Below are 21543 nucleotides of genomic sequence, written 5' to 3'. Positions count from 1 at the left end.
CGGGGCATCGGCCGCATAGTCCGCCAGATCGGGCGAAACGGCCGGTAACAACGCTTACCTGGCAAGTACTAGCTTGGCACAGGCCCGCTGCACTACACTCCACTCAAGCGTCGGAAAAGCGTGTTTACCCCTAGCTGACTGACGCCTGACATCCACCTGGCGCCGTTTTTCACCCTTCTTCCCGAGGGGAGTACCATGAAACTGACGTTTGCGATCTCGGTGGTCGCGCTGGTACTCATTGCCGGCACCACCACCATCTGCCTGTCGGGAGCCGTCACCGACCGCACGACCGAATACGGAAGCGCGCGGGCGACGTTCGACCAGATGTTCAGCTCCCACCAGAAAATCTGTCGATGATGCGCCGGTCGCGCTTCGTCGGCCGGCCGTGCAATTCGGCTGCCGGCTCGCGATACGTGCGGCGCCGCTCCAGTTCGGCGAGCCGCGCGGCCCGCCCTGCTTCCGTCTCCGCGTAGAGCGTCTGCGCGACGCTCGCCGGCCCGCGCACGTCGCACACGCCGAGCACGGCAATGTGCCAGACGATGCCGTCGATCGCAATCTCGACCTCGTCGCCCACGCGCACTTCCTTCGCCGGCTTGACCGCCGCGCCGCCAATCTTCACGTGCCCCTTGTCGACCGCATCGGTCGCGAGCGAGCGCGTCTTGAAGAACCGGGCCGCCCACAGCCATTTGTCGACGCGCAGCTTCGCGCCCGGTTCGGTCGAAATCTTGTAATTCATCGCGCTCAACTCACCGTTTCGGGCTGCGCGGCCCTGACCGGCCAGCCCTGCAGATTCTCGGCGACGATCTCGCCGAGCGCACCGATCCACGCGGATGCGCCATTCAGGCACGGAATCCGGTGGAACGCCTTGCCGCCGCCGGCAAGGAACTCGTCACGCACTTCCATGCCGATCTCCTCGATCGTCTCCAGGCAGTCGGCCGTGAAACCGGGACAGAACACGTCGGCCCGCCGCACGCCGGCCTCGCCGAACTCGCGCAGCGTCGGCGCGGTGTAAGGCTGCAGCCATTCGGCCTTGCCGAATCGCGACTGGAACGTGACGCGGCATTCGGTGGTCGACAGCCCGAGCGCGGCCATCAGCAGCGCGCCCGTCTGCTGGCACTGGTCGTGATAGGGGTCGCCGAGATCGAGCGTGCGCTTCGGCACGCCGTGAAAGCTCAGCACGAGCTTGTCGCCGGCCGCGAAGTCGGGCCGGCCGTGCTGCGCCCAATACTGGCGCACCTGCTCTGCCAGCGCGTGGATATAGGCCGGATGGTCGGCGTAGTGCCGCACCGTGCGCACCTCGGGCTGGTTGCGCATGCGCGCGAGCGCGTCGAAGGCGGCATCGAACGCCGTGGCCGTGGTCGACGCCGAGTACTGCGGATACATCGGCATCAGCAGCACGCGCTCGACGCCCGCCCGCTTGAACTGCGCGAGCGCGTGCGAGATGTTCGGGCTGCCGTAGCGCATCGCGTAGTCGACCTGCACGTGATAGCCGTTCGACACGAGCAGGTGCCGCACGCTGTCAGTCTGGCGCTCGGTGTACACGCGCAGCGGCGAGCCCTCGGGCATCCAGACGGCCGCGTACTTCTTCGCGGACGCACGGCCGCGCAGCGGCAGGATCACCGCGCGCAGCAGCACCTGCCAGACGGCCTGCGGAATCTCGACGACCCGCGGATCCGACAGGAATTCGGCCAGGTAGCGCCGCACCGCGCGCGGTGTCGGGGCGTCGGGCGTGCCGAGATTGATCAGCAACACACCGATGCGATGGGCAGCCGCGGTGGTCGAGGGCGGCTCAAGATCGAAACGCATGGGCAATGACGTGCTCGGGGCACGGAACCGGACGGCTCTCAATTATAGCGGCCCGCTCCGCGCCGGTCGGCTGGCCGTTCGGCCGACTACCGGCACACGCGGCGCCGCGGCACGATGACGGGGCAGGATCGGGCAGGATCGGGCAGGCGACGGCAGGCTACTGCTGGCTCAGCGTGAGCGACAGCAGGCGCGCGGTGATGTCGACGATCGGTATCACACGGTTGTACGCCATGCGGGTCGGGCCGATCACGCCGAGCGTGCCGACGATCTGCCCGTTCACCTCGTAAGGCGCGGTAACGACGCTCATTTCCTCGATCGGCACGAGCGTCGATTCGCCGCCAATGAAGATCTGCACGCCCTGGGCGTGGCTCGACACGTCGAGCAGTTGCAGGAGGCCCGTCTTTTGGTCGAATACGTCGAACAGCTTGCGCAGCCGCGCCATGTCGGACGAGAGATCCGCCACTTCGAGCAGGTTGCGCTCGCCGGAAATCAGCACGGTGTCCTCGGTGTCCGGCACCTCGGTGCTGGCCGTCACGGCGGCGTGCATCAGCGCGGTCATGTCGCCGCGCAACTGGTCGATCTCGTCGCGCAGGCGGCGGCGCACCTCGTCGAACGACAGGCCGGCGAAGTGCGCGTTGATGTAGTTGGACGCCTCGGTCAGTTGCGACGGCGAGTAATCGCGCGGCGTCGCGAGCATCCGGTTCTGCACGTCGCCCTCGGGCGTGACGATGATCAGCAGGATGCGCTTGTCCGACAGGCGCATGAACTCGATCTGCTTGAACACGTGGCTGCGGCGCGGCGTCAGCACCACGCCCGCGAACTGCGACAGGTTCGACAGCACGCTCGCGGCGGCCGCCACGACCCGCTGCTGCGGCTCGCCGGCCTGCAGCGTGTTCTGCACCTGCCGCGCGACGGCTTCGGCGTCGATCGGCGCCTCGACCGTCAGCATGGTGTCGACGAACAGCCGGTAGCCGCGCGGCGTCGGCACGCGGCCGGCCGACGTGTGCGGGCTCGACACGAGGCCGAGCTCCTCCAGGTCGGACATCACGTTGCGGATCGTCGCCGGGCTCAGCTCGAGCCCGGAGTAACGGGACAACGTGCGCGATCCGACTGGCTGACCGTCGGCGATATACCGTTCGATCAGGGTTTTCAGGAGGGTTCGTGCGCGAGGATCTAGCATGGTGGAAAATTTTAGCGCAACCGCGCGACCGCGGCGAGTGGCGTCGGCTGCCGTTGCGCGGGCCGGCCCGATCCGGCCCCGCCCGCGCACAGCCGGTTCTTTTCGTCAACGAGCTATGGTGTAATGCCGGCATGAAAACCGGTAATCAGTTCAACACTGTCGCGCTCGTCGGCCGGAGCAACACGCCGAACATCGCCGAGCCGCTCGCCACGCTGGCCGCCTGCGTCGCCAAGCGGGGCTTCGAGGTCGTCTTCGAAGCCGAGACCGCGCGCGAGATCGGCATCACCGGCTACCCGGCGCTGACCCCGGCCGAAATCGGGGCGCGCGCCGATGTGGCGGTCGTGCTGGGCGGCGACGGCACGATGCTCGGCATCGGCCGTCAGCTCGCGCCGTACAGGACACCGTTGATCGGGATCAACCACGGGCGGCTCGGCTTCATCACCGATATCGCGGCGGCCGACATGCAGGCGCTCGTCCCGGTGATCCTGTCGGGCAAGTTCGAACGCGAGGAGCGCGCGCTGCTCGAGGCCCGGATCATGCGCGACGGCGAACCGATCTACCACGCGCTCGCCTTCAACGACGTCGTCGTGAACCGCAGCGGCTTCTCCGGGATGGTCGAGCTGCGCGCCTCGGTCGACGGCCGGTACATGTACAACCAGCGTTCGGACGGCCTGATCGTCGCCACGCCGACCGGCTCGACCGCTTACGCGCTGTCGTCGGCCGGCCCGATCCTCCATCCGCAGCTGGCGGGCATCGTGCTCGTACCGATCGCGCCGCACGCGCTGTCGAACCGGCCGATCGTGCTGCCCGACGATTCGAAAATCGCGATCCAGATCGTCGGCGGGCGCGACGTCAACGTGAACTTCGACATGCAGTCGTTCACCGCGCTCGAACTGAACGACACGATCGAGGTGCGCCGCTCGAAGCACACGGTGCCGTTCCTGCACCCGATCGGCTACAGTTACTACGCGACGCTGCGCAAGAAGCTGCACTGGAACGAACACGCCTCGAACGAAGACGACAAGGCGTCCTGACGCCGCTCTGCCCGACACCATGCTCCGCCACCTCTCGATCCGCGACTTCGTCATCGTCGCCGCGCTCGATCTCGAATTCGACAGCGGCTTTTCCGTCTTTTCCGGTGAAACCGGCGCCGGGAAATCGATCCTGATCGACGCCCTCGCCCTCGCGCTCGGCGAGCGTGCCGACGCGAGCGTCGTGCGCACCGGCTGCAGCCGCGCCGACATCACCGCCGAATTCACGCCGCACGACCGCGTCGCGCGCTGGCTCGACGAACATGCGTTCGACACCGAGGACACCGTGATGCTGCGCCGCGTGATCGATGCGAACGGCCGGTCGCGCGCGTTCATCAACGGCACCAGCGCGACGCTCGCGCAGCTGCGCGAGCTCGGCGAGATGCTCGTCGACATCCACGGCCAGCATGCGCACCAGCTGCTGATGCGGCCCGATGCGCAGCGCGAGCTGTTCGATACGCACGCGGGGCTCGTCGCCGAGGCCGCGAACGTCGCGCGCGCATGGCGCGTGTGGCGCGACGCGACGCAGGCGATCGACGCTGCAAAAGCGCACGAGCGCGAGCTGCAGCTCGAACGCGAAAAGCTCGCCTGGCAGCTCGCCGAACTCGACAAGCTCGCGCCGCAGCCCGGCGAATGGGACGAAGTCAGCAACGAGCACAAGCGCCTGTCGCATTCGGCGAACCTGATCGAAGGCGTGCGCGGTGCGCTCAACGCGCTGTCCGAGTCCGACGACGCGATGCTCGCGCAGCTGGGCGCGATCGTGTCGAAGCTGCGCAGCCTCGCCGACTACGACACCTCGCTCAGCGACGCGCTCGCGTCGCTCGAACCCGCCGAGATCCAGTTGCAGGAAGCCGTCTATTCGCTGCAGCACTATGCGCAGCGCGTCGATCTCGATCCCGAACGGCTCGCGCAGGTCGAAACGCGTCTCGATGCGCTGCACTCGACCGCCCGCAAGTTCCGCTTGCCGCCCGACACGCTGCACGAAGAACACGCGGCACGCCGCGCGCAGCTCGCCGCACTCGATGCGGCGGCCGATCTCGGCGCGCTCGTGGCGGCGCAGGCCAAGGCGCGGGAAGCCTATCTCGCCGACGCCAAACACCTGTCCAAGGCACGCGCGCAGGCCGCCAAGGCGCTCGGCACGGCCGTCACGGCCGGCATGCAGGAACTGTCGATGGCGGGCGGGAGCTTCGAAGTCGCGCTCGTGCCGCTCGCAGACGGCGGCCCGCACGGGCTCGAGCAGGTCGAATTCCGGGTCGCCGGGCACCCCGGCGTGCCGCTGCGGCCGCTCGCGAAGGTGGCGTCGGGCGGCGAGCTCGCGCGGATCAGCCTCGCGCTCGCGGTGATCGCCAGCGCGGCAAGCCCGACGCCGACGCTGATCTTCGACGAAGTCGATACGGGGATCGGCGGCGGCGTCGCCGAAGTGGTCGGCCGCCTGCTGCACCAGCTCGGGCGCGATCGCCAGGTGCTGTGCGTGACGCACCTGCCGCAGGTCGCCGCGCGCGGTGATCATCACTACCAGGTCGCAAAAGGCGCCGACGACCGTGGCGGCACGGTGTCGACCGTCGTCGCGCTCGACCGCGCCAACCGCATCGAGGAAGTCGCACGGATGCTCGGCGGGCTCGAGATCACGGCGACCACGCGCAAGCACGCGAAGGAAATGCTCGCCGCATAAGGCATCGGATACGCGAAACAGCACGCTCGGCCAACGTGAAAACGTAAAAAAGGCCGTTCCGGGTAATACCGGAGCGGCCTTTTGACGGGTTCCGACTTGTCCGACGCGCTTCGCGGCACGACGAACTTACCGGATGGCACCCGATCGAACGGCGCGCGGCACGCGCCAGCGCGGTCGCCCGCGCCGGCACCTCGCCGTGCCTACTTGCCCTTGCACGCCGCATGCATGTTCGCGACACCCTTCTCGCGCCATGCGCCCCACTCACCGCCCGTCCCCGGCACATCGCCGAGCACCCACCAGCCGTTGAGCCAGGTCTTGCCGGCGTGGCTGACCTCGTGGCACGGCGTCGCGTAGGTCTTCTTCTTGTCCCAGGCCGGCGCGCCCGTGGCCACGTCGGCACGCACCGTCACGCCATGCGTCGCCACCGCACTGCGGTTCTGCGCATCCGTCACGGTCAGCTTCACGTCGTAGCGCTGCGCCTGCGTCGCCTTCGGCGCGACGAACGATGCATTCGCCCCCTGCTGGTCGATCGCGATTCCTGCCGGCGCGGTCCACGCATACTTCAGCCCCTTGCCGGTCGACGCCGCGCCGGACAACGCGACGGTCGCGCCACCGTCGACCGTCGCCGGCCCGCTGATCGCGGCCCGCGGCGGCGGGACGATTTCCTGCGCCTTCACCTTGACGACATGCGACGCCTGCGCCGTGTAGCCCTTGTCATTGGTCACGGTCAGATCGAAGGCGTAATCGCGGTCCCGTTCGAGCGCGGGTGCAACGAACTTCAGTTCCGCGCCGTTCGGTTTCGCATCGATGCCGGCCGGGGCCGTCCACGCATGGCGCAACTGCTCGCCGACCGACGACGCGCCCGACAACACGACCGTCGCGCCCGCGTTCGCCTGTTGCGGGCCGATGACGGCCGCCTGCGGCAGCAGCACCCCGTCGTTCTTCACTTCGACCACCGCGCCGTTCGGCCCGACCGACTTGACGGTGACGATCTTGCCCGACAGCGTGTCGTGCAACGCATGACCCGGCATCAGCAGCGCGTCCTTCATTCCCTGCGCACTGCCCGGCGTCGCATCGACCAGCGTATTGGCCAGCACATTGCCGGCTTGTGCGACGGTTCGCACGATCACGCCATTGACGAACGGGTCGTCGGACTTCCAGTTGTCGAAGCCGGGCTGCGGCTGGCGAAACTCGAGCCACAGCGTCGAGCCGTCGGCGCGCGCCAGACGGTACGCCTTCGCACCCGACGCTTTGCCCCACAGCGGCGCGAGCTGGTACGTGCCCTCGCCCTTGATCTCGGGTACGTCGGCTTCGGTCAGCCAGCCTCTGAACAACTGGTAGCTCGCCGGATACAAACGCCGGCCACCGCCGCCCATCGTGTCGGACGGATCGTCGACCCCGCCCGCGCGACACGCGCTGCCTACCTCGACCGTGCCGCCCGGCGTCGGGCAGTTGACGAGCGAGCCCGGATGCCGCGCGCCCAGGCTGTGACCGAATTCGTGGGACCACATCCAGTAACCCTGGCCGCTCGCGTTCGACAGGATCCAGTTGCCGGGCATCGCCGCCAGGCCGGCCCAGTCGCAACTGCTCATTTTCGGCAGTTCGACGAACAGGTAGTCGAACTTGTCCGGGTTCACACCGCGGGCGAACGCCGCGCTGCGCGCCGCCGCGCGTAGCGCGCCGGAATCGCAGCTGGCCGGGCGGTCGCCCAGGTTGACGCTGTCGAGCGTCTGACCGTGCAACGTCAGCTTGCCGTGGGACGCGACCTCGACATAACGCCGCAGCGACGAATAGTCGTCGCCGTCGCCGAACACCGCCTTGCGCACCACTTCGCTATCGGCCGGTTGGGAGTCGTTGAAGTGCGTGATCATCAGCAACGCCGACTTGTCGCCGAGCAGCGGGCGCTGCGACGGCGCGATCGAGGCGGACGACCGCCAGACCGACGCCGGCTGGCCGCGCAGGTTCTGCATCGCGACGCCGGCACTCCCTTCCCGCGGCGCCAGCACTTCGCCGGACCGGCCGGTGTTGACCCGGTACCGGTTGCCGAACGACACACGGCCGTCGATACCGATGTCGGCCCGCCAGTCGCGCATCGTCTGGTCGCCCTCGCTGCAGACGCCGACCGACACGCGGCCCATGCCGTTGTCGCCGGTGGCCGAATGCAGGCACATCTTCGTGCCGCGCGCCGCGCTCGCGCCGGCGTTGATGATGCGCTGGAAGCCGTCGCGCGGCTCGAAAGTCCAGTCCTGCACGGCGCTGCCGTCGCATGCCGCGAACACGGCCGCGTTGTCGGCCGGCTGCCAGGCCAGGCACTGGCCATCGCCACGCGACAGGTTCTTCAGCGGGGTGGAAGCCGTTTCCGCTGCACCAGCGGAAACGGAGAACAGTCCAGCGACGGCCGCGGACAGCGCCGTCGTGGCAAGAGAGTAGCGGATAGGTTTCAAGATGAGTTGAGATCGCTTGTGGCGCACACGGCACCGGTTGAACGGAAAGCCGGATTCTTCCGATACCCGCCCTTGCGCTCAAACAATCTCAAACGAATCTCAATGCAGGCCGCCGCGGCGCGCGCGGCATGCCGCGGTCAGATTCCGCCGAACACCCGCTCCCACAGCGCCGTCACGGCCGCCCGCTCGTCGGCCACCACGGCCGGATCGACCCGCGCCTTCTCCATCCCGTCGAGCCGCAGCTTGTGCTGCAGCTTCCGGTACTTGCGGTACGCCGCCCCGACGCGCTCGGCCTCGTCCTCGCTCATCAGCCCGAAACGCGCGACCTCGCGCAGCAACGCGATGTTGCCCGTATTGCGGATCAGCTCGGCATCGCTCGACGCGTGCAGCAGCACCCAGTACTGGACGATGAACTCGATGTCGACCATCCCGCCGCGATCGTGCTTCAGGTCGAACAGCTCGGTCTGGTTCGGGTGGCCGGCGAACACCTTGCCGCGCATGTCGACGATTTCCTTCGCGAGCACGCCGCCGTCACGCGGCGTCGTCAGCACCTGCTGGCGGATCGCCTCGAAGTCCGCGCCGATCTGCGCGTCGCCCGCGCTGTAGCGGGCCCGCGTCAGCGCCTGGTGCTCCCAGACCCACGCGGTGTTCGCGGCGTCGCCTTCGCGCAGCTGGTAGCGGCGGAACGCGTCGAGATCGGTGACGAGCAGCCCGGCCTCGCCGTTCGGCCGCAGCCGCAGGTCGATGTCGAACAGCGCGCCCGCCCCGGTCGCCGTGGTGAGCCACGTGATCAGGCGCCGCGTGAAGGTCGTGTAGACGTCCGCCGAGCGCTCGTCGGCGTCGTCGTACAGGAAGATCAGGTCGAGATCCGACGCGTAGCCGAGCTCCTTGCCGCCCAGCTTGCCGTACGCGATCACCGCGAACTTCGGCACGTCGCGATGGCGCTTCGCGAGCTGCGACCAGACGACTTCGATCGTCACGTCGAGCACCGCGTCGGCCAGCTCGGACAGCCGGTCGCTCACGTGCTCGACCGACAGTTGCCCGGCCAGGTCGATCAGCAGGATCCGGAACACCTCCGCGTGCTGCGCGTGCCGCAGCAGGTCCATCTGTTGCTCGGGGCCGTCGGCCGCGGCGAGGCGTGCGCGCAGTGCGTCCTTGAACGCGGGCCAGTCGAACGGGCTCGCGATCGCCTCGTCGTCGAGCAGCTCGTCGAGCAGTTGCGGATGGCGAATCAGGTAGCCGCCGCCCCAGCGCGTCGCACCGAGCACCGACAGCACGCGGTCGAGCGCGGCCGGATATTCGGTCAGCAGCGCGAGATAGACACCGCGCCGGCTGACCGTCTCGAGCAGGTCGAACAGGCGCACGATCGTATCGTCGCGGCGCGCGGCGTCGATGTTCGGCGCGGCGTCGAGCGCCCGCTGCGCGACGCTGTCGAAGCGCTGCCGGCTCTTTTCCGGCAGGCCCGTGTAGCGCGACGACTGCCAGATCGCGCGCAGCCGGGCGAGCACGGTGGCCGGATCCGCAAAGCCGAGGCCGTCGAGACGCGCGACCAGCGCGTCGTCCTCGCCGTCGTCGGCCAGCGCGCCGCTCCAGATCCACGCGGCGGCCGTGTCGTCGCCGCCCGCGCAGGGCGCGCCGCTCGCCTTGTCGGCAAAAATCTGGTCGAACTGCGCTTCGACGAACGTGCGGTGGCCGTCCAGTACCGTCATCAGCGCCGCATAGTCGGCGAAGCCCAGCGACGCGGCCAGCGCCGCGCGTTCGTCCGGCTCGACCGGCATCGCATGCGTCTGCGCGTCGTTGCGGTACTGCAGACGGTGCTCGAGCGTGCGCAGGAAGTTGTAGGCCTCGGTCAGGCGCGCGCGCACATCCTCGCCGATCAGCCCGCGCGCCTGCGCATGGCGCAGCACCGCAAGCGTCGGCCGCACGCGGAATTCCGCATCCTGGCCGCCGCGGATCAGCTGGAACACCTGCGCACTGAATTCGATCTCGCGGATCCCGCCACGCCCGAGCTTGATGTCGTCGGCCTTGTCGGGCCGCATCGACGCGCGACGCGCGGCTTCCTGCCGGATCTGCTGGTGCAGCGAGCGGATCGCGCCGATCACGCCGAAGTCGAGGTAGCGGCGGTACACGAACGGCTTGACGAGCGACTCGAGCTGCGACGCCAGCCGTTGCGCCGCGTCGCTGTCGCCTTCCGACACGAGCCGCCCCTTGATCCACGCATAGCGCTCCCACTCGCGCCCCTGTACGTAGAAATACTCCTCGAGCATGCCGAGGCTGCAGACGAGCGGCCCCGAATCGCCGTTCGGACGCAGCCGCATGTCGACGCGAAACACGTAGCCGTCGGCCGTGACTTCCGACAATACGCCGATCAGCCGCCGGCCGAGCCGCGTGAAATATTCCTGGGTGGACAGCGGCGAACGCGCGCCGCCGGTCGTCTCGCCGTCGTCCTCGTAGACGAAGATCAGGTCGATGTCCGACGACACGTTCAGCTCGCGGCCGCCGAGCTTGCCCATCCCGACCACGCCGAGCACGACGCGCTGGCCGTCGGCGCCGCGCGGCTCGCCGTACAGCGCCTCGAGCTCGGCCGACAGCAGCGCGAGCGAGCGCTGCACGGCCACTTCCGCGAGATCGGTCATCGCGCCCGTCACCTCGGCGACGTCCGCCAGCCCGCGCAGGTCGCGCTCCGCCACCGCGCCGAATGCCTCGGCACGCAGTTGCCGCAGCGCGCGTTTCAGGTGCTCCTCGGTCGGCGCGGCGCCGGCCGGCGTTGCCAGCAGTTCGGTGAGGCGCGCGTCGAGCTGCGTGCGACCGAGCGGCGCGGCCGCCCACGCGGCGACCTGGTCGGCGAGCGCGGGTCGCGCGGCGGCCGCGCGGGCCAGGTAACGGGAATAGGACGTGCAGATCAGGGCGGAAGCGTCGGTCATCGAGAAGCGGGCCTGGCGGAACGGCCGGCCGGCACGGGAACGCACGCGCGCCCCGCTCCCGACCGGCTCCATGGACTCGGCGCGGCGTCGCGGGGCGGGTGCGCCCGTCGCGAAACCGCGCGCCGGAAAGCCCGTGCCGCGCTGCCGCAACGGCGCCCGGCACGAACCCGTGTGATACATTTCAACGTCAGTCTGCAAAACTACCATATCGCCGCCCGTCCGCCGCATGTCCGACCGTCAGGAATCCGCCGTAGCTGCGCCCGAAGCGGGACCTCCGAAGCACGATCACCCGGTCTTGCGTCGCGTGTTCAGGGTGACGCTGGCAGTCGGGATCGGCACCTACTTCGTCGCGTCCGGCGCGTTCCTCGGGCTGCGCTACGTCCTGCTGCCCCGCATCGACGAATTCCGCCCGCGCATCGAACGCGCGGTGTCCGACAAGCTCCACGCGCAGCTTTCAATCGGCAAGCTTTCCCCGAACTGGTCCGGCATGCAGCCGGGCGTCGAACTCACGAACCTGACGATCCGCGGCCATGACGGCAAGGTCGCGCTGTCGGTGCCGCATGCGACGGCCGCGCTGTCGTGGCTGTCGCTGCTGCGGCTGTCGCCCGCGCTGTCGAGCCTGATCGTCGACCAGCCCGACCTGGTCGTCGCGCGGGCGGCCGACGGCTCGCTGAGCATCGCGGGCGTCGGCGTGGCGACCACCCACGGCGGCAACGACACGTTCGGCACGTGGCTGCTGAAACAGGAAGCGATCGTGCTGCGCGGCGGTACGCTGCGCTGGCGCGACGCGCAGCATGACGCGCCGGAACTCGTGCTGTCGGGCATCCGGCTCGCGGTGCTCAACGACGGCCGCGTACACAAGGCCGCGCTGCAGGCGCCCGCGAACGGCACGCTGCTGCTCGGTCCGCTCGACTTCCGCGCACGCTTCAAGCACAAGCCGCTCGCGCCGGTCGGCAAGCCGTCGAACTGGACGGGCGACGCGTACCTGTCGACGGGCCCGGTCGACCTGCAGACGCTGGCGCGCTACCTCGACATGCCGCTGACGATCCACGCGGGCCGGATCGACAACGCGATCTGGGCCACCTTCAGCGACGGCCACCTGCATTCGGCGGGCGGCGACCTGCAGGGCGCGGACGTCGCGCTGCGCGTGCGCCCGACGCAGCCGCGGCTCGACGTGCCGACGGTCGGCTTCGGCTGGGACATGCAGCTGAACGCCGGCCACGACTACACGCTGCACCTGACGCGCTTCAACGCAGAGCTCGGCCAGCCGCCCCTGCCGGACGGCACGCCGCTTGCGCGCTCGCTCGCGCTGTCGACGCTGACGGCCCGCTACCGCGTGCCGACCGCGAACCAGGGGCAGTTGTTGAGCGTCGTCGGCGACCGCGTCGATCTCGGCATCCTCAGCGAATTCATCCGCGGGCTGCCGCTGCCGGCACGCCTGCGCAACGAACTGATCAAGATCGACCCGCGCGGAATGGTGTCGAACTATCACATCGAGGTCGAGCGCGCGAAACCCGCGCACGCGGACCTCGCCGACGAGGAGCGGCGCATGGGCGCCGCGCCAATCGTGCGCTACCGCTTCCTCGGCGATCTCCAGGGCATCAGCTTCGCCGCGCAGGAACCGCCGCCCGGGCTATCGCCGCGCGGCCACCCGCGCGCCGGCTGGCCGGGTGTCGAGAACCTGTGGGGCCGCGTCGACGCGAACGAGACGGGCGGCTCCGCGCATTTCGACACGGTCAACGCGGCCGTCACGGTGCCCGGCGAATTCGACGAGCCGCGCCTGACGTTCGACCGGCTGCGCGGCAATGCGAAATGGACGATCACGCCCGCGCCCGGGGAGAAACACGCACGCGTCGACGTCTCGCTGCCCGACCTGTTCGTGTCGAACCCCGATGCCGAAATCGCGGTGTCGGGCTCGTACGCGAACCCCGGCCACGGCCGCGGCTCGCTCGACCTGCGCGCCGATTTCGCCCGCGCGTCGGTGGCGCGCATCCCGCGCTACCTGCCGACCGGGATGTCCGAACACCTGCGCGATTATCTCGGCCACGCGCTGCAGGACGGCCAGGTGGCCAAGGGCGCGTCGATCGTCGCCCGTGGCCCGCTCGAGAAATTCCCGTTCGAACACGAGCCGGACGCCGGCGTGTTCCACATCGTCGCGCCGTTCACCGGCGGCCGCTTCGAACCGACGCCGTACCCGCCGCGCAAGCTCGCGAACGGCACGCCGAGCGTCTGGCCGGCGCTCGACGGGATCGACGGCGTATTCGAACTCGCGCAGAACAAGCTGCGCTTCGACATCCACCGCGCACACTACAAGCGCGTCGCGCTGACGAAGGTCGCCGGCCGCATCGACGATCTCGGCAATCCGAGCCACTCGCCGCTCATCATCGACGGCCATGCGCAGGGCCCGCTCGCCGACCTGATCGACTACGCGGACAACAGCTCGCTCGGCACGATGAGCGGACATATCGGCCAGCGGATCGACGCGCAGGGGCCCGCGTCGCTCGGGCTCAAGATCACGATTCCGCAGCACGTCGCGCATCCGCACACGCACGTCGAAGGCGCGCTCGCATTCGGCGGCAACACGCTAACGACCAACGGCGTGCCGCCGCTGTCCGCACTGCGCGGCAGCGTCCGGTTCACCGAGGCCGGCGCGTCGCTGCACGAACTCTCGGGGCGCTTCCTCGGCGGCCCGGTGCGCGCGAACGGCAACTTCCAGTCGCACGGGCCGTACACGGTGGACGTCGACGGCCGGCTCGCACTCGACGCCGCACGCGGCCTGAACCTGCACGGCCCGGCCGCCGCGCTGCTCGAGCACGTGGTCGGCGACGCGCCGTACAAGGTCGCCGTGCGCGGCGCGCCGGGCCGCCTGCCCGACATCGGCGCGCATTCCGACCTGACCGGCGTCGCGCTGAATTTCCCCGCGCCGTTCGCGAAGGCGGCCGGCACGCCAATGCCGTTCAGCTTCACGCTGCAGCCGGCGCCGCAGACGGACGGCAAGCGCCTCGAACACGCCGACCTGACGCTCGGCCCCGTGTCCGCGACCTACCTGCTCGACGCGACGCCCGGCCAGCCGCTGCGCGCGGTGCGCGGCGCGATGGGCATCCACCGGATGCCCGACATGCCGCAGGACGGCGTGAGCGCGGCCGTCGACGTCAACGAACTGGACGCCGACGCCTGGCTCGCGCTGGCCCATACGCTGAAGCCCGACACGCCGCGCGCGGCGGAGCCGCAGGCCACGCCGCGCGTCGATGTCGCAAGCTTCGCGCCGAAGCGTTTCGCGCTCCACTTCGGCACGCTGAAGCTGCTCAAGCGCAACTGGGAAAACGTGATCATCGGCGCGTCGCACGTCGACGAGCTGTGGCAGGCGAACATCGCGTCGAACCAGGTGTCGGGCTACCTGTCGTGGGCGCCGGGCGGCGGCCACAACGGCGCGGGCGTGTTGAACGCGCGGCTCGCGAAGCTCGTGATCCCGGACAGCGCACAGCACGATCTCGTCGGCCGCGCGATGAACCTGCCGACGCCGACCGACCGCCCGATGCCGTCGATCGATCTGATCGTCGACCAGGTCGTCGCGCGCAACCACGACATCGGCCGCCTCGTCGTCAACGCGCGCAATATCGACGAAGCCGGCACGCCGGTCTGGCAGCTCGACAAGCTGGAGCTGTCGAACCCGGACGCGAAGCTGACGGCGACCGGCAACTGGCGCACGTCGCGCCGTGCGCTCGCCCGCGGCGCCGACGAGAGCGGCGCACCGCGCCGCACCGTGTTCGACTTCAAGCTCGACATCGGCAACGCGGGCGCGCTGCTCGACCGCGTCGGCCTGCCGCGCACGCTGGCGGCCGGCCACGGCTCGGTGACCGGCAAGGTCGGCTGGCGCGGCGGCCCGACCGGGCTCGACTTCCCGTCGCTCGGCGGCCAGATCGCGATCGATCTCGAACACGGCCAGATCCTGAAGGTCGACCCGGGCGCGGCGAAGCTGCTCGGCGTGCTGAGCCTGCAGAGCCTCGCGCGCTTCCTGACGCTGAATTTCCGCGACGTGATCGGCAAGGGGCTGCCGTTCGACAAGATCACCGGCACCGGCCAGATCTCGAACGGGATCGCCCGCACCGACGACTTCTCGATGATGACGGGGCCCGCGAACGTCTCCGTGCGCGGCGCGGTCGATCTCGGCGCCGAGACGCAGGACCTGCATGCGCACGTCGCACCGAAGATCAGCGCGGGCGCCGCCGCGATCGGGGCAGCCATCATCAACCCGCTGCTCGGCGTCGGCGTGCTGGCCGCGAACTACGCGCTGTCGGAGACGCTGTCGCACGCGTTCGCGCTCGACTACGCGATCACCGGCTCGTGGGCGCACCCGCACATCGAGCGGGTGCGGGGCGATCAGGGTAAGATGAATCACGGTCCGGCCGATGCGGCGAATCACTGAGCCGCGAGTCGAATCGCGCGCGGTGCCGGGCCGCACCCCATTTATGACGCAACCGATCCTGCGATGACCGACCAGACCCGTTCCGCCACGCCCTTCCAGGTCGCCGCGCTGCAGATGGTGAGCACGCCGGACGTCGCGCGCAATCTCGCCGAAGCCCGCCGCCTGATCGCGGAAGCCGCCGGCGAAGGCGCGCAGCTCGTGCTGCTGCCCGAGTATTTCTGCTTCATGGGCCACCGCGACACCGACAAGCTCGCGCTCGCCGAACCCTACCAGGACGGCCCGATCCAGCGCTTCCTCGCGGACGCCGCGCGTCGCCACGGCGTCTGGGTGATCGGCGGCACGCTGCCGCTGAAGGCGCCGGAACCCGATCGCGTGCTCAACACGACGCTCGTGTTCGATCCGTCCGGCAACGAAGCCGCGCGCTACGACAAGATCCACCTGTTCAACTTCGAGAAAGGCGACGAGTCGTTCGACGAGGCGCGCACGATCCGCGCGGGCGATACGGTCGTCGCGTTCGATGCGCCGTTCGGGCGGGTCGGCCTGTCGGTCTGTTACGATCTCCGCTTTCCGGAGCTGTATCGCAGGATGGGCGACTGCACGCTGATCGTCGTCCCGTCGGCGTTTACGTATACAACGGGCCGCGCGCACTGGGAAACGCTGCTGCGCGCACGGGCCGTCGAGAACCAGTGCTACGTGCTCGCGGCCGCGCAAGGCGGCAAGCACGAGAACGGCCGACGCACCTGGGGCCACAGCATGCTGATCGACCCGTGGGGCGAGATCGTCGCGGTCCGCGACGTGGGCGCCAGCGTCGTGCTCGGCGCGATCGATCCGCAGCGCATCGCGGACGTGCGCCAGAGCCTGCCCGCGTGGCGGCACCGCGTGCTGACCTGAATCCGCCGCGCCGCTTGAAACGCCGCGCGGCCAACCCATCTGCCCAGAAGCACCCGACAACTTTTTGAGAAACCCCGATATCCGCATGAACATCATCGAACCCGGCATCCGCAACCTCGCGCTGGCGAAGGACATCCTGCTCACGCCGTACGGCCTCGACGAAAGCCTGCTCACGCGCACGATCGCCGACATCTTCACGCATCGCGTCGACTACGCGGACCTGTACTTCCAGGCGACCCGCAGCGAAGCGTGGAGCCTCGAGGAAGGCATCGTCAAATCGGGCAGCTTCAGCATCGACCAGGGCGTCGGCGTGCGCGCGGTCGCGGGCGACCGCACCGCGTTCGCGTATTCCGACGACCTGTCGCCGGAAGCGATCGCGCAAGCCGCGGCGGCCACCAAGGCAATCGCGGCGGCCGGCGGCGGCCGCCAAAAGATCAAGGCGGCATCGTCGCTGAAGGGCATCTCGGGCCGCGACCTGTACCTGCCGTCCGATCCGCTCGCGTCGCTCGACGCGACGGCCAAGGTCAAGCTGCTCGAGCGCATCGAGCAGATGGCACGCGGCCGCGACCCGCGCATCACGCAGGTGATGGCAGGCCTCGCCGGCGAATACGACGTCGTGCTGGTCGCCCGCAGCGACGGTGCGCTCGCGGCCGACATCCGCCCGCTCGTGCGCGTGTCGGTCACGGTGATCGCCGAGCAGAACGGCCGCCGCGAGATCGGCTCCGGCGGCGGCGGCGGCCGCTTCGACTACGGCTACTTCACCGACGACGTGCTGTCGCGCTACGTCGACGACGCCGTGCATGCGGCGCTCGTGAACCTCGACGCGCGCCCCGCGCCGGCCGGCGCGATGACGGTCGTGCTCGGGCCGGGCTGGCCAGGCGTGCTGCTGCACGAGGCGATCGGCCACGGCCTCGAGGGCGACTTCAACCGCAAGGGCTCGTCGGCATTCGCGGGCCGGATCGGCGAGCGCGTCGCCGCGAAGGGCGTGACGGTGGTCGACGACGGCACGCTGCCGAACCGCCGCGGCTCGCTGAACATCGACGACGAAGGCAACCCGACGCAGTGCACGACACTGATCGAGGACGGCATCCTGAAGGGCTACATCCAGGACACGCTGAACGCGCGCCTGATGAAGATGCCGGTTACCGGCAACGCGCGCCGCGAGTCGTACGCGGCGCTGCCGATGCCGCGCATGACCAACACCTACATGCTGAACGGCGACAAGGATCCGCAGGAAATCATCGCATCGGTGAAGAACGGCCTGTACGCGGTGAACTTCGGCGGCGGCCAGGTCGACATCACGAACGGCAAGTTCGTGTTCTCGGCGTCCGAGGCGTACATGATCGAGAACGGCAAGATCACCTACCCGGTGAAGGGCGCGACGCTGATCGGCAGCGGCCCCGAATCGCTGAAGGACGTGAGCATGATCGGCAACGACATGTCGCTCGACTCGGGTGTCGGCGTGTGCGGCAAGGAAGGCCAGAGCGTGCCGGTCGGCGTCGGCCAGCCGACCCTGCGGATCGACCGGATGACGGTCGGCGGTACGGCATAACCGCATCGCAGCGCAGACATTCCGCGCATTTTGAAGAAAACGCGCGGAATGTCCGCATTTTCGACGTCTCCCGGTTGCCAGCCGCCCGGCGACGGGGTATAAATTCCGAATCAACTTTTTTGACGAACCGAATCTCCGTCATGTCCGCCAAGTTTTACTTTTACTTTTTTTGGTATCTCAGACCGCTGGCGGATCGAGAGGGTTGATGGCGCGTAAAGCGCAACCGAAATTCCCGAAAAAACCGCCGGCGAACCCGGCGGTTTTTTTTCGCCCTTCGCCACCCGGTCACCGCCGCAGCGGTCCCGCGGCCCCGACCGACACCACTGAATTGCTTGAATTGATGAATCTGCCGCACGCGCACTCGCACTGACCGAACCGCGCCCGGAACCAAGGAGAAACAGCATGCCCCCGCACAACACCGACGACGTCCGCATTCGCGAACTCAAGGAACTGACGCCGCCCGCCCACCTGATCCGCGAATTCGCGTGCTCCGAAGCCGCGTCCGAGCTGATCTACAACTCGCGCCAGTCGATGCACCGCATCCTGCACGGGATGGACGACCGGCTGATCGTCGTGATCGGGCCGTGCTCGATCCATGACACGAAGGCGGCGATCGAATACGCGGGCCGGCTGGTGAAGGAGCGCGAGCGCTTCAAGGGCGAGCTGGAAATCGTGATGCGCGTGTACTTCGAGAAGCCGCGCACGACGGTGGGCTGGAAGGGCCTCATCAACGATCCGCACCTCGACAACAGCTTCAAGATCAACGAAGGGCTGCGCACCGCGCGCGAGCTGCTGCTGCAGATCAACGAGATGGGGCTGCCGGCCGCGACCGAATACCTCGACATGATCAGCCCGCAGTACATCGCCGACCTGATCTCGTGGGGTGCGATCGGCGCGCGCACGACGGAATCGCAGGTGCACCGCGAGCTCGCGTCGGGGCTGTCGTGCCCGGTCGGCTTCAAGAACGGCACCGACGGCAACGTGAAGATCGCGGTCGATGCGATCAAGGCCGCGTCGCAGCCGCACCATTTCCTGTCGGTGACGAAGGGTGGCCATTCGGCGATCGTGTCGACGGCGGGCAACGAGGACTGCCACGTGATCCTGCGCGGCGGCAAGGCGCCGAACTACGACGCGGACAGCGTGAACGCCGCGTGCGCAGACATCGGCAAGGCCGGCCTCGCCGCGCGCCTGATGATCGACGCGAGCCACGCGAACAGCTCGAAGAAGCACGAGAACCAGATCCCCGTCTGTGCCGACATCGGCCGCCAGATCGCGGCCGGCGACGCCCGCATCGTCGGCGTGATGATCGAGTCGCACCTCGTCGAGGGGCGCCAGGACCTGAAGGAAGGCTGCGAGCTGACCTACGGCCAGAGCATCACCGACGCGTGCATCGCATGGGACGACAGCGTGAAGGTGCTCGAAGGCCTCGCGGAGTCGGTGAAGGCGCGCCGCGTCACGCGCGGCAGCGGGAACTGACGGACGCAAACAGGCTGGCCGCATGACCCCGCCTGTCGGTGGATTGGCCGTGCGGCCAGCGTGCGGTCGTCATTTCGCTCTGCTAGACTAGCTAACGTTATCTAGCTAACCAGGGGAGCGACGATGCCGACCGTCAACATGCACGATGCCAAGTCGCGGCTGTCAAGCCTCGTCGAAGCGCTTGAATTGGGGCGCGAGTCCGAAATCGTGATCGCCCGCAATGGTCATCCGGTTGCGCGGATCGTTCCTTACGCGGCGCCGAAGCGAATCGGTGCCGCTCGTCAATTGCTTGCCGGGCTGAACATCCCGACAACCGTCGAGGCATTCAATGCCGGTGACGAATCGATCGCGGCCGACTTCGATGCCAGTTCGGAACAGGGGCTCGCACCGTGAAGCTGCTGCTCGATACGCACATCGCACTCTGGGCGGCTGAAGGCGCACCTCAACTTTCGGCGACCGCCGCCGCGTTGATCGAGTATCCCGAGAACACGCTGTACGTCAGCGCCGCGTCCATCTGGGAAATCGCGATCAAATACCGCAAAGGCAATCTGCCCGTTCACCCACGTGATGCACGCTCGGCATTTCGGCTCGCCGGTTTTGCGGAGTTACCGATCAGCAGCGATCACGTCGAAGGTGTCGCCGCGTTGCCCGATTTTCCAGATCACGCCGATCCGTTCGACCGCGTGATGGTCGCGCAGGCGCTCCATGAAGGCATGCCGCTCGTCAGTGCCGATCCGAAAGTGTGGCGCTATCACGCGACGCTGATGCTGCGCGCCTGACGCCCTATGCGCTCAACAAAAAGCCCGGCTCGGCCGGGCTTTTTCATTGGCCGGAGCCCCTCCGCCAGGGCATCACTCGAGCGCGCCCGAGCCGAAGATCTCGGTATTCACGCGTTCCGGCGCGACGCCCAGCGCGACGAGCGCGTCACGCTGCGCCTTCATGAACCCGATCGGGCCGCAGATGTAGTAGTCGGCGTCCGGCACCAGCGCGTATTGCTGCATGCGTTCCGGCGTGAGGCGCCCTTCCAGGTCGTGGTCGATGCCGGCGCGATCGTTCGGGCCAACCAGCTCGTACACCACCGTGCGCTTGACGTTCGCATGGTCGCGCACCGTATCGTTCAGCCAGTCGCGGAACGCGTGCACCGCGCCCGAGCGGCAGGCATGGACGAACCGCACCTCGCGCTGGCTGCCCTCGGCGATCAGCGTCGACGCCATCGACATCATCGGCGTGATGCCGACGCCGCCGGAGATCAGCACCACCGGCGTCTCGACGCCACGCTTCAGCGAGAAGTCGCCCATCGGCGCGGTCACTTCGACGATCGCGCCCTCTTCCACGCCGTCGTGCATCAGCGTCGACACCTTGCCGGCCGGAATGACTTCCGGCTTGCCGGCTTCACGCTTCACCGAGATGCGCAGCCACTTGCCGTGCGGCGCGTCGGACAGGCTGTACTGGCGCGGCTGATCGACGCCGAGGTCGCCGACGAAGCGCTTCACCGTGATGTACTGGCCGGGCTCGAACATCGGCGCCGCGCCGCCGTCGGCCGGCATCAGGTAGAACGACGTGATCTCGTCGCTTTCGCGCACCTTGCGCTCGACCTTGAACGGACGGAACCCGCTCCACGCCGCGCCCGCGTACAGGTCGGCCTCGACGCCGATCAGGATCTGCGCGAGCTGGCCGTACGCGACGCGCCACGCTTCGAGCGTCTCGGCATCGACCGCGTCGCCCAGCACTTCGACGATCGACGCGAGCAGGTTCTCGCCGACGATCGGGTAATGCTCGGGGCGGATGTTCAGGCTCGCGTGCTTGTGCGCGATCCGGGTCACGGCGCCGCCCAGCGCGCCGAGGTTGTCGATGTTCGCCGCATACGCGTAGACGGCCTTCGCGAGCGTTTCCGGTTGGCTGCCCGTCTTCTGGTGCGTCTGGTTGAACAGGTTCTTCAGTTCCGGATGGCGCGCGAACATGCGCTGGTAGAAGTGCTTCGTGATCGTCGCGCCGTGCACGGCGAGGACAGGGGCAGTGGCCTTCACGCGAGCCATCTGGTCAGCGGTGATGTGGGTCATGTTCGTTCTCCGTTAAACATGCACACACAATACATCTTTAAAAATGAACGCTCCCCGGGCAAATTGTCGCAGTGCGTCAAA

Annotated in this window: 15 protein-coding genes; 9 read left to right on the top strand and 6 right to left on the bottom strand. The window is 68.6% G+C overall.

From position 1 onward, the window contains the following. Window positions 1-195: 195 nt before the first annotated feature. Window positions 196-357 (top strand): hypothetical protein, encoded by a 162-nt coding sequence (locus CFB47_RS41065; protein WP_006476841.1) that lies wholly within the window; start codon window positions 196-198, stop codon window positions 355-357. Here CFB47_RS41065 and CFB47_RS03640 read toward each other — a convergent pair. The 3 genes from CFB47_RS03640 to hrcA all read right to left on the bottom strand — a co-directional run bounded on the left by CFB47_RS03640 (window position 329) and on the right by hrcA (window position 2986). Then, window positions 329-736 (bottom strand): RNA-binding S4 domain-containing protein, encoded by a 408-nt coding sequence (locus CFB47_RS03640; RefSeq protein WP_089455618.1) that lies wholly within the window; start codon window positions 734-736, stop codon window positions 329-331. The genes CFB47_RS41065 and CFB47_RS03640 overlap by 29 nt on opposite strands. A 5-nt stretch (window positions 737-741) precedes the next feature. After that, entirely contained in the window at window positions 742-1806 is a 1065-nt protein-coding gene (gene hemH / locus CFB47_RS03635) for a ferrochelatase (RefSeq protein WP_089439277.1), read from the bottom strand. Between the two features lie 157 nt (window positions 1807-1963). Then, window positions 1964-2986 carry a heat-inducible transcriptional repressor HrcA gene (hrcA, locus tag CFB47_RS03630; RefSeq protein ID WP_031399637.1) on the bottom strand — a complete coding sequence of 341 codons (1023 nt, stop codon included), beginning with the start codon at window positions 2984-2986 and terminating at the stop codon, window positions 1964-1966. Between the two features lie 131 nt (window positions 2987-3117). Here hrcA and CFB47_RS03625 point away from each other — a divergent pair, with 131 nt between their 5' ends. Both CFB47_RS03625 and recN read left to right on the top strand, forming a co-directional pair. Then, complete coding sequence (locus CFB47_RS03625; RefSeq protein ID WP_039361361.1) at window positions 3118-4020, top strand: NAD kinase; 903 nt, start codon at window positions 3118-3120, stop codon at window positions 4018-4020. Between the two features lie 19 nt (window positions 4021-4039). Then, window positions 4040-5689 (top strand): DNA repair protein RecN, encoded by a 1650-nt coding sequence (recN, locus tag CFB47_RS03620; RefSeq protein ID WP_089455617.1) that lies wholly within the window; start codon window positions 4040-4042, stop codon window positions 5687-5689. A gap of 200 nt (window positions 5690-5889) precedes the next feature. Here the strand turns inward: recN and CFB47_RS03615 are convergent, their stop codons facing one another. Continuing rightward, window positions 5890-8133, bottom strand: a complete 2244-nt coding sequence (locus CFB47_RS03615) for a carbohydrate-binding protein (protein ID WP_256946637.1) — start codon at window positions 8131-8133, stop codon at window positions 5890-5892. Window positions 8134-8270: 137 nt separating this feature from the next. Continuing rightward, window positions 8271-11057, bottom strand: coding sequence for a bifunctional [glutamate--ammonia ligase]-adenylyl-L-tyrosine phosphorylase/[glutamate--ammonia-ligase] adenylyltransferase (gene glnE, locus CFB47_RS03610; RefSeq protein ID WP_089461337.1), 2787 nt, complete (start codon window positions 11055-11057; stop codon window positions 8271-8273). A gap of 226 nt (window positions 11058-11283) precedes the next feature. Here glnE and CFB47_RS03605 point away from each other — a divergent pair, with 226 nt between their 5' ends. The 6 genes from CFB47_RS03605 to CFB47_RS03575 all read left to right on the top strand — a co-directional run bounded on the left by CFB47_RS03605 (window position 11284) and on the right by CFB47_RS03575 (window position 20181). Further along, complete coding sequence (locus CFB47_RS03605) at window positions 11284-15483, top strand: YhdP family protein (RefSeq protein WP_089460439.1); 4200 nt, start codon at window positions 11284-11286, stop codon at window positions 15481-15483. Between the two features lie 63 nt (window positions 15484-15546). Next, window positions 15547-16374, top strand: a complete 828-nt coding sequence (locus tag CFB47_RS03600; protein WP_089439274.1) for a carbon-nitrogen hydrolase family protein — start codon at window positions 15547-15549, stop codon at window positions 16372-16374. Window positions 16375-16459: 85 nt separating this feature from the next. Continuing rightward, window positions 16460-17926, top strand: coding sequence for a metalloprotease TldD (tldD, locus tag CFB47_RS03595; RefSeq protein ID WP_039361365.1), 1467 nt, complete (start codon window positions 16460-16462; stop codon window positions 17924-17926). Between the two features lie 402 nt (window positions 17927-18328). Continuing rightward, on the top strand, window positions 18329-19402 hold the full coding sequence (gene aroG / locus CFB47_RS03585; RefSeq protein WP_089424547.1) for a 3-deoxy-7-phosphoheptulonate synthase AroG: 1074 nt from the start codon (window positions 18329-18331) through the stop codon (window positions 19400-19402). 123 nt (window positions 19403-19525) lie between these two features. Beyond that, complete coding sequence (locus CFB47_RS03580; RefSeq protein ID WP_089439272.1) at window positions 19526-19795, top strand: type II toxin-antitoxin system Phd/YefM family antitoxin; 270 nt, start codon at window positions 19526-19528, stop codon at window positions 19793-19795. After that, complete coding sequence (locus CFB47_RS03575; RefSeq protein ID WP_089460438.1) at window positions 19792-20181, top strand: type II toxin-antitoxin system VapC family toxin; 390 nt, start codon at window positions 19792-19794, stop codon at window positions 20179-20181. Before CFB47_RS03580 ends, CFB47_RS03575 begins: the two co-directional genes overlap by 4 nt. 72 nt (window positions 20182-20253) lie before the next feature. Here CFB47_RS03575 and hmpA read toward each other — a convergent pair whose 3' ends face one another. Next, entirely contained in the window at window positions 20254-21462 is a 1209-nt protein-coding gene (gene hmpA / locus CFB47_RS03570) for an NO-inducible flavohemoprotein (RefSeq protein WP_089460437.1), read from the bottom strand. Window positions 21463-21543: the final 81 nt, after the last annotated feature.

Origin of the sequence: Burkholderia sp. AU27893, from assembly GCF_002223205.1 — a bacterium.
Classification (GTDB): Bacteria; Pseudomonadota; Gammaproteobacteria; order Burkholderiales; family Burkholderiaceae; genus Burkholderia.
Note: the sequence above shows the minus strand (reverse complement) of the source record. Positions and strands in the feature narration are given on the sequence as shown.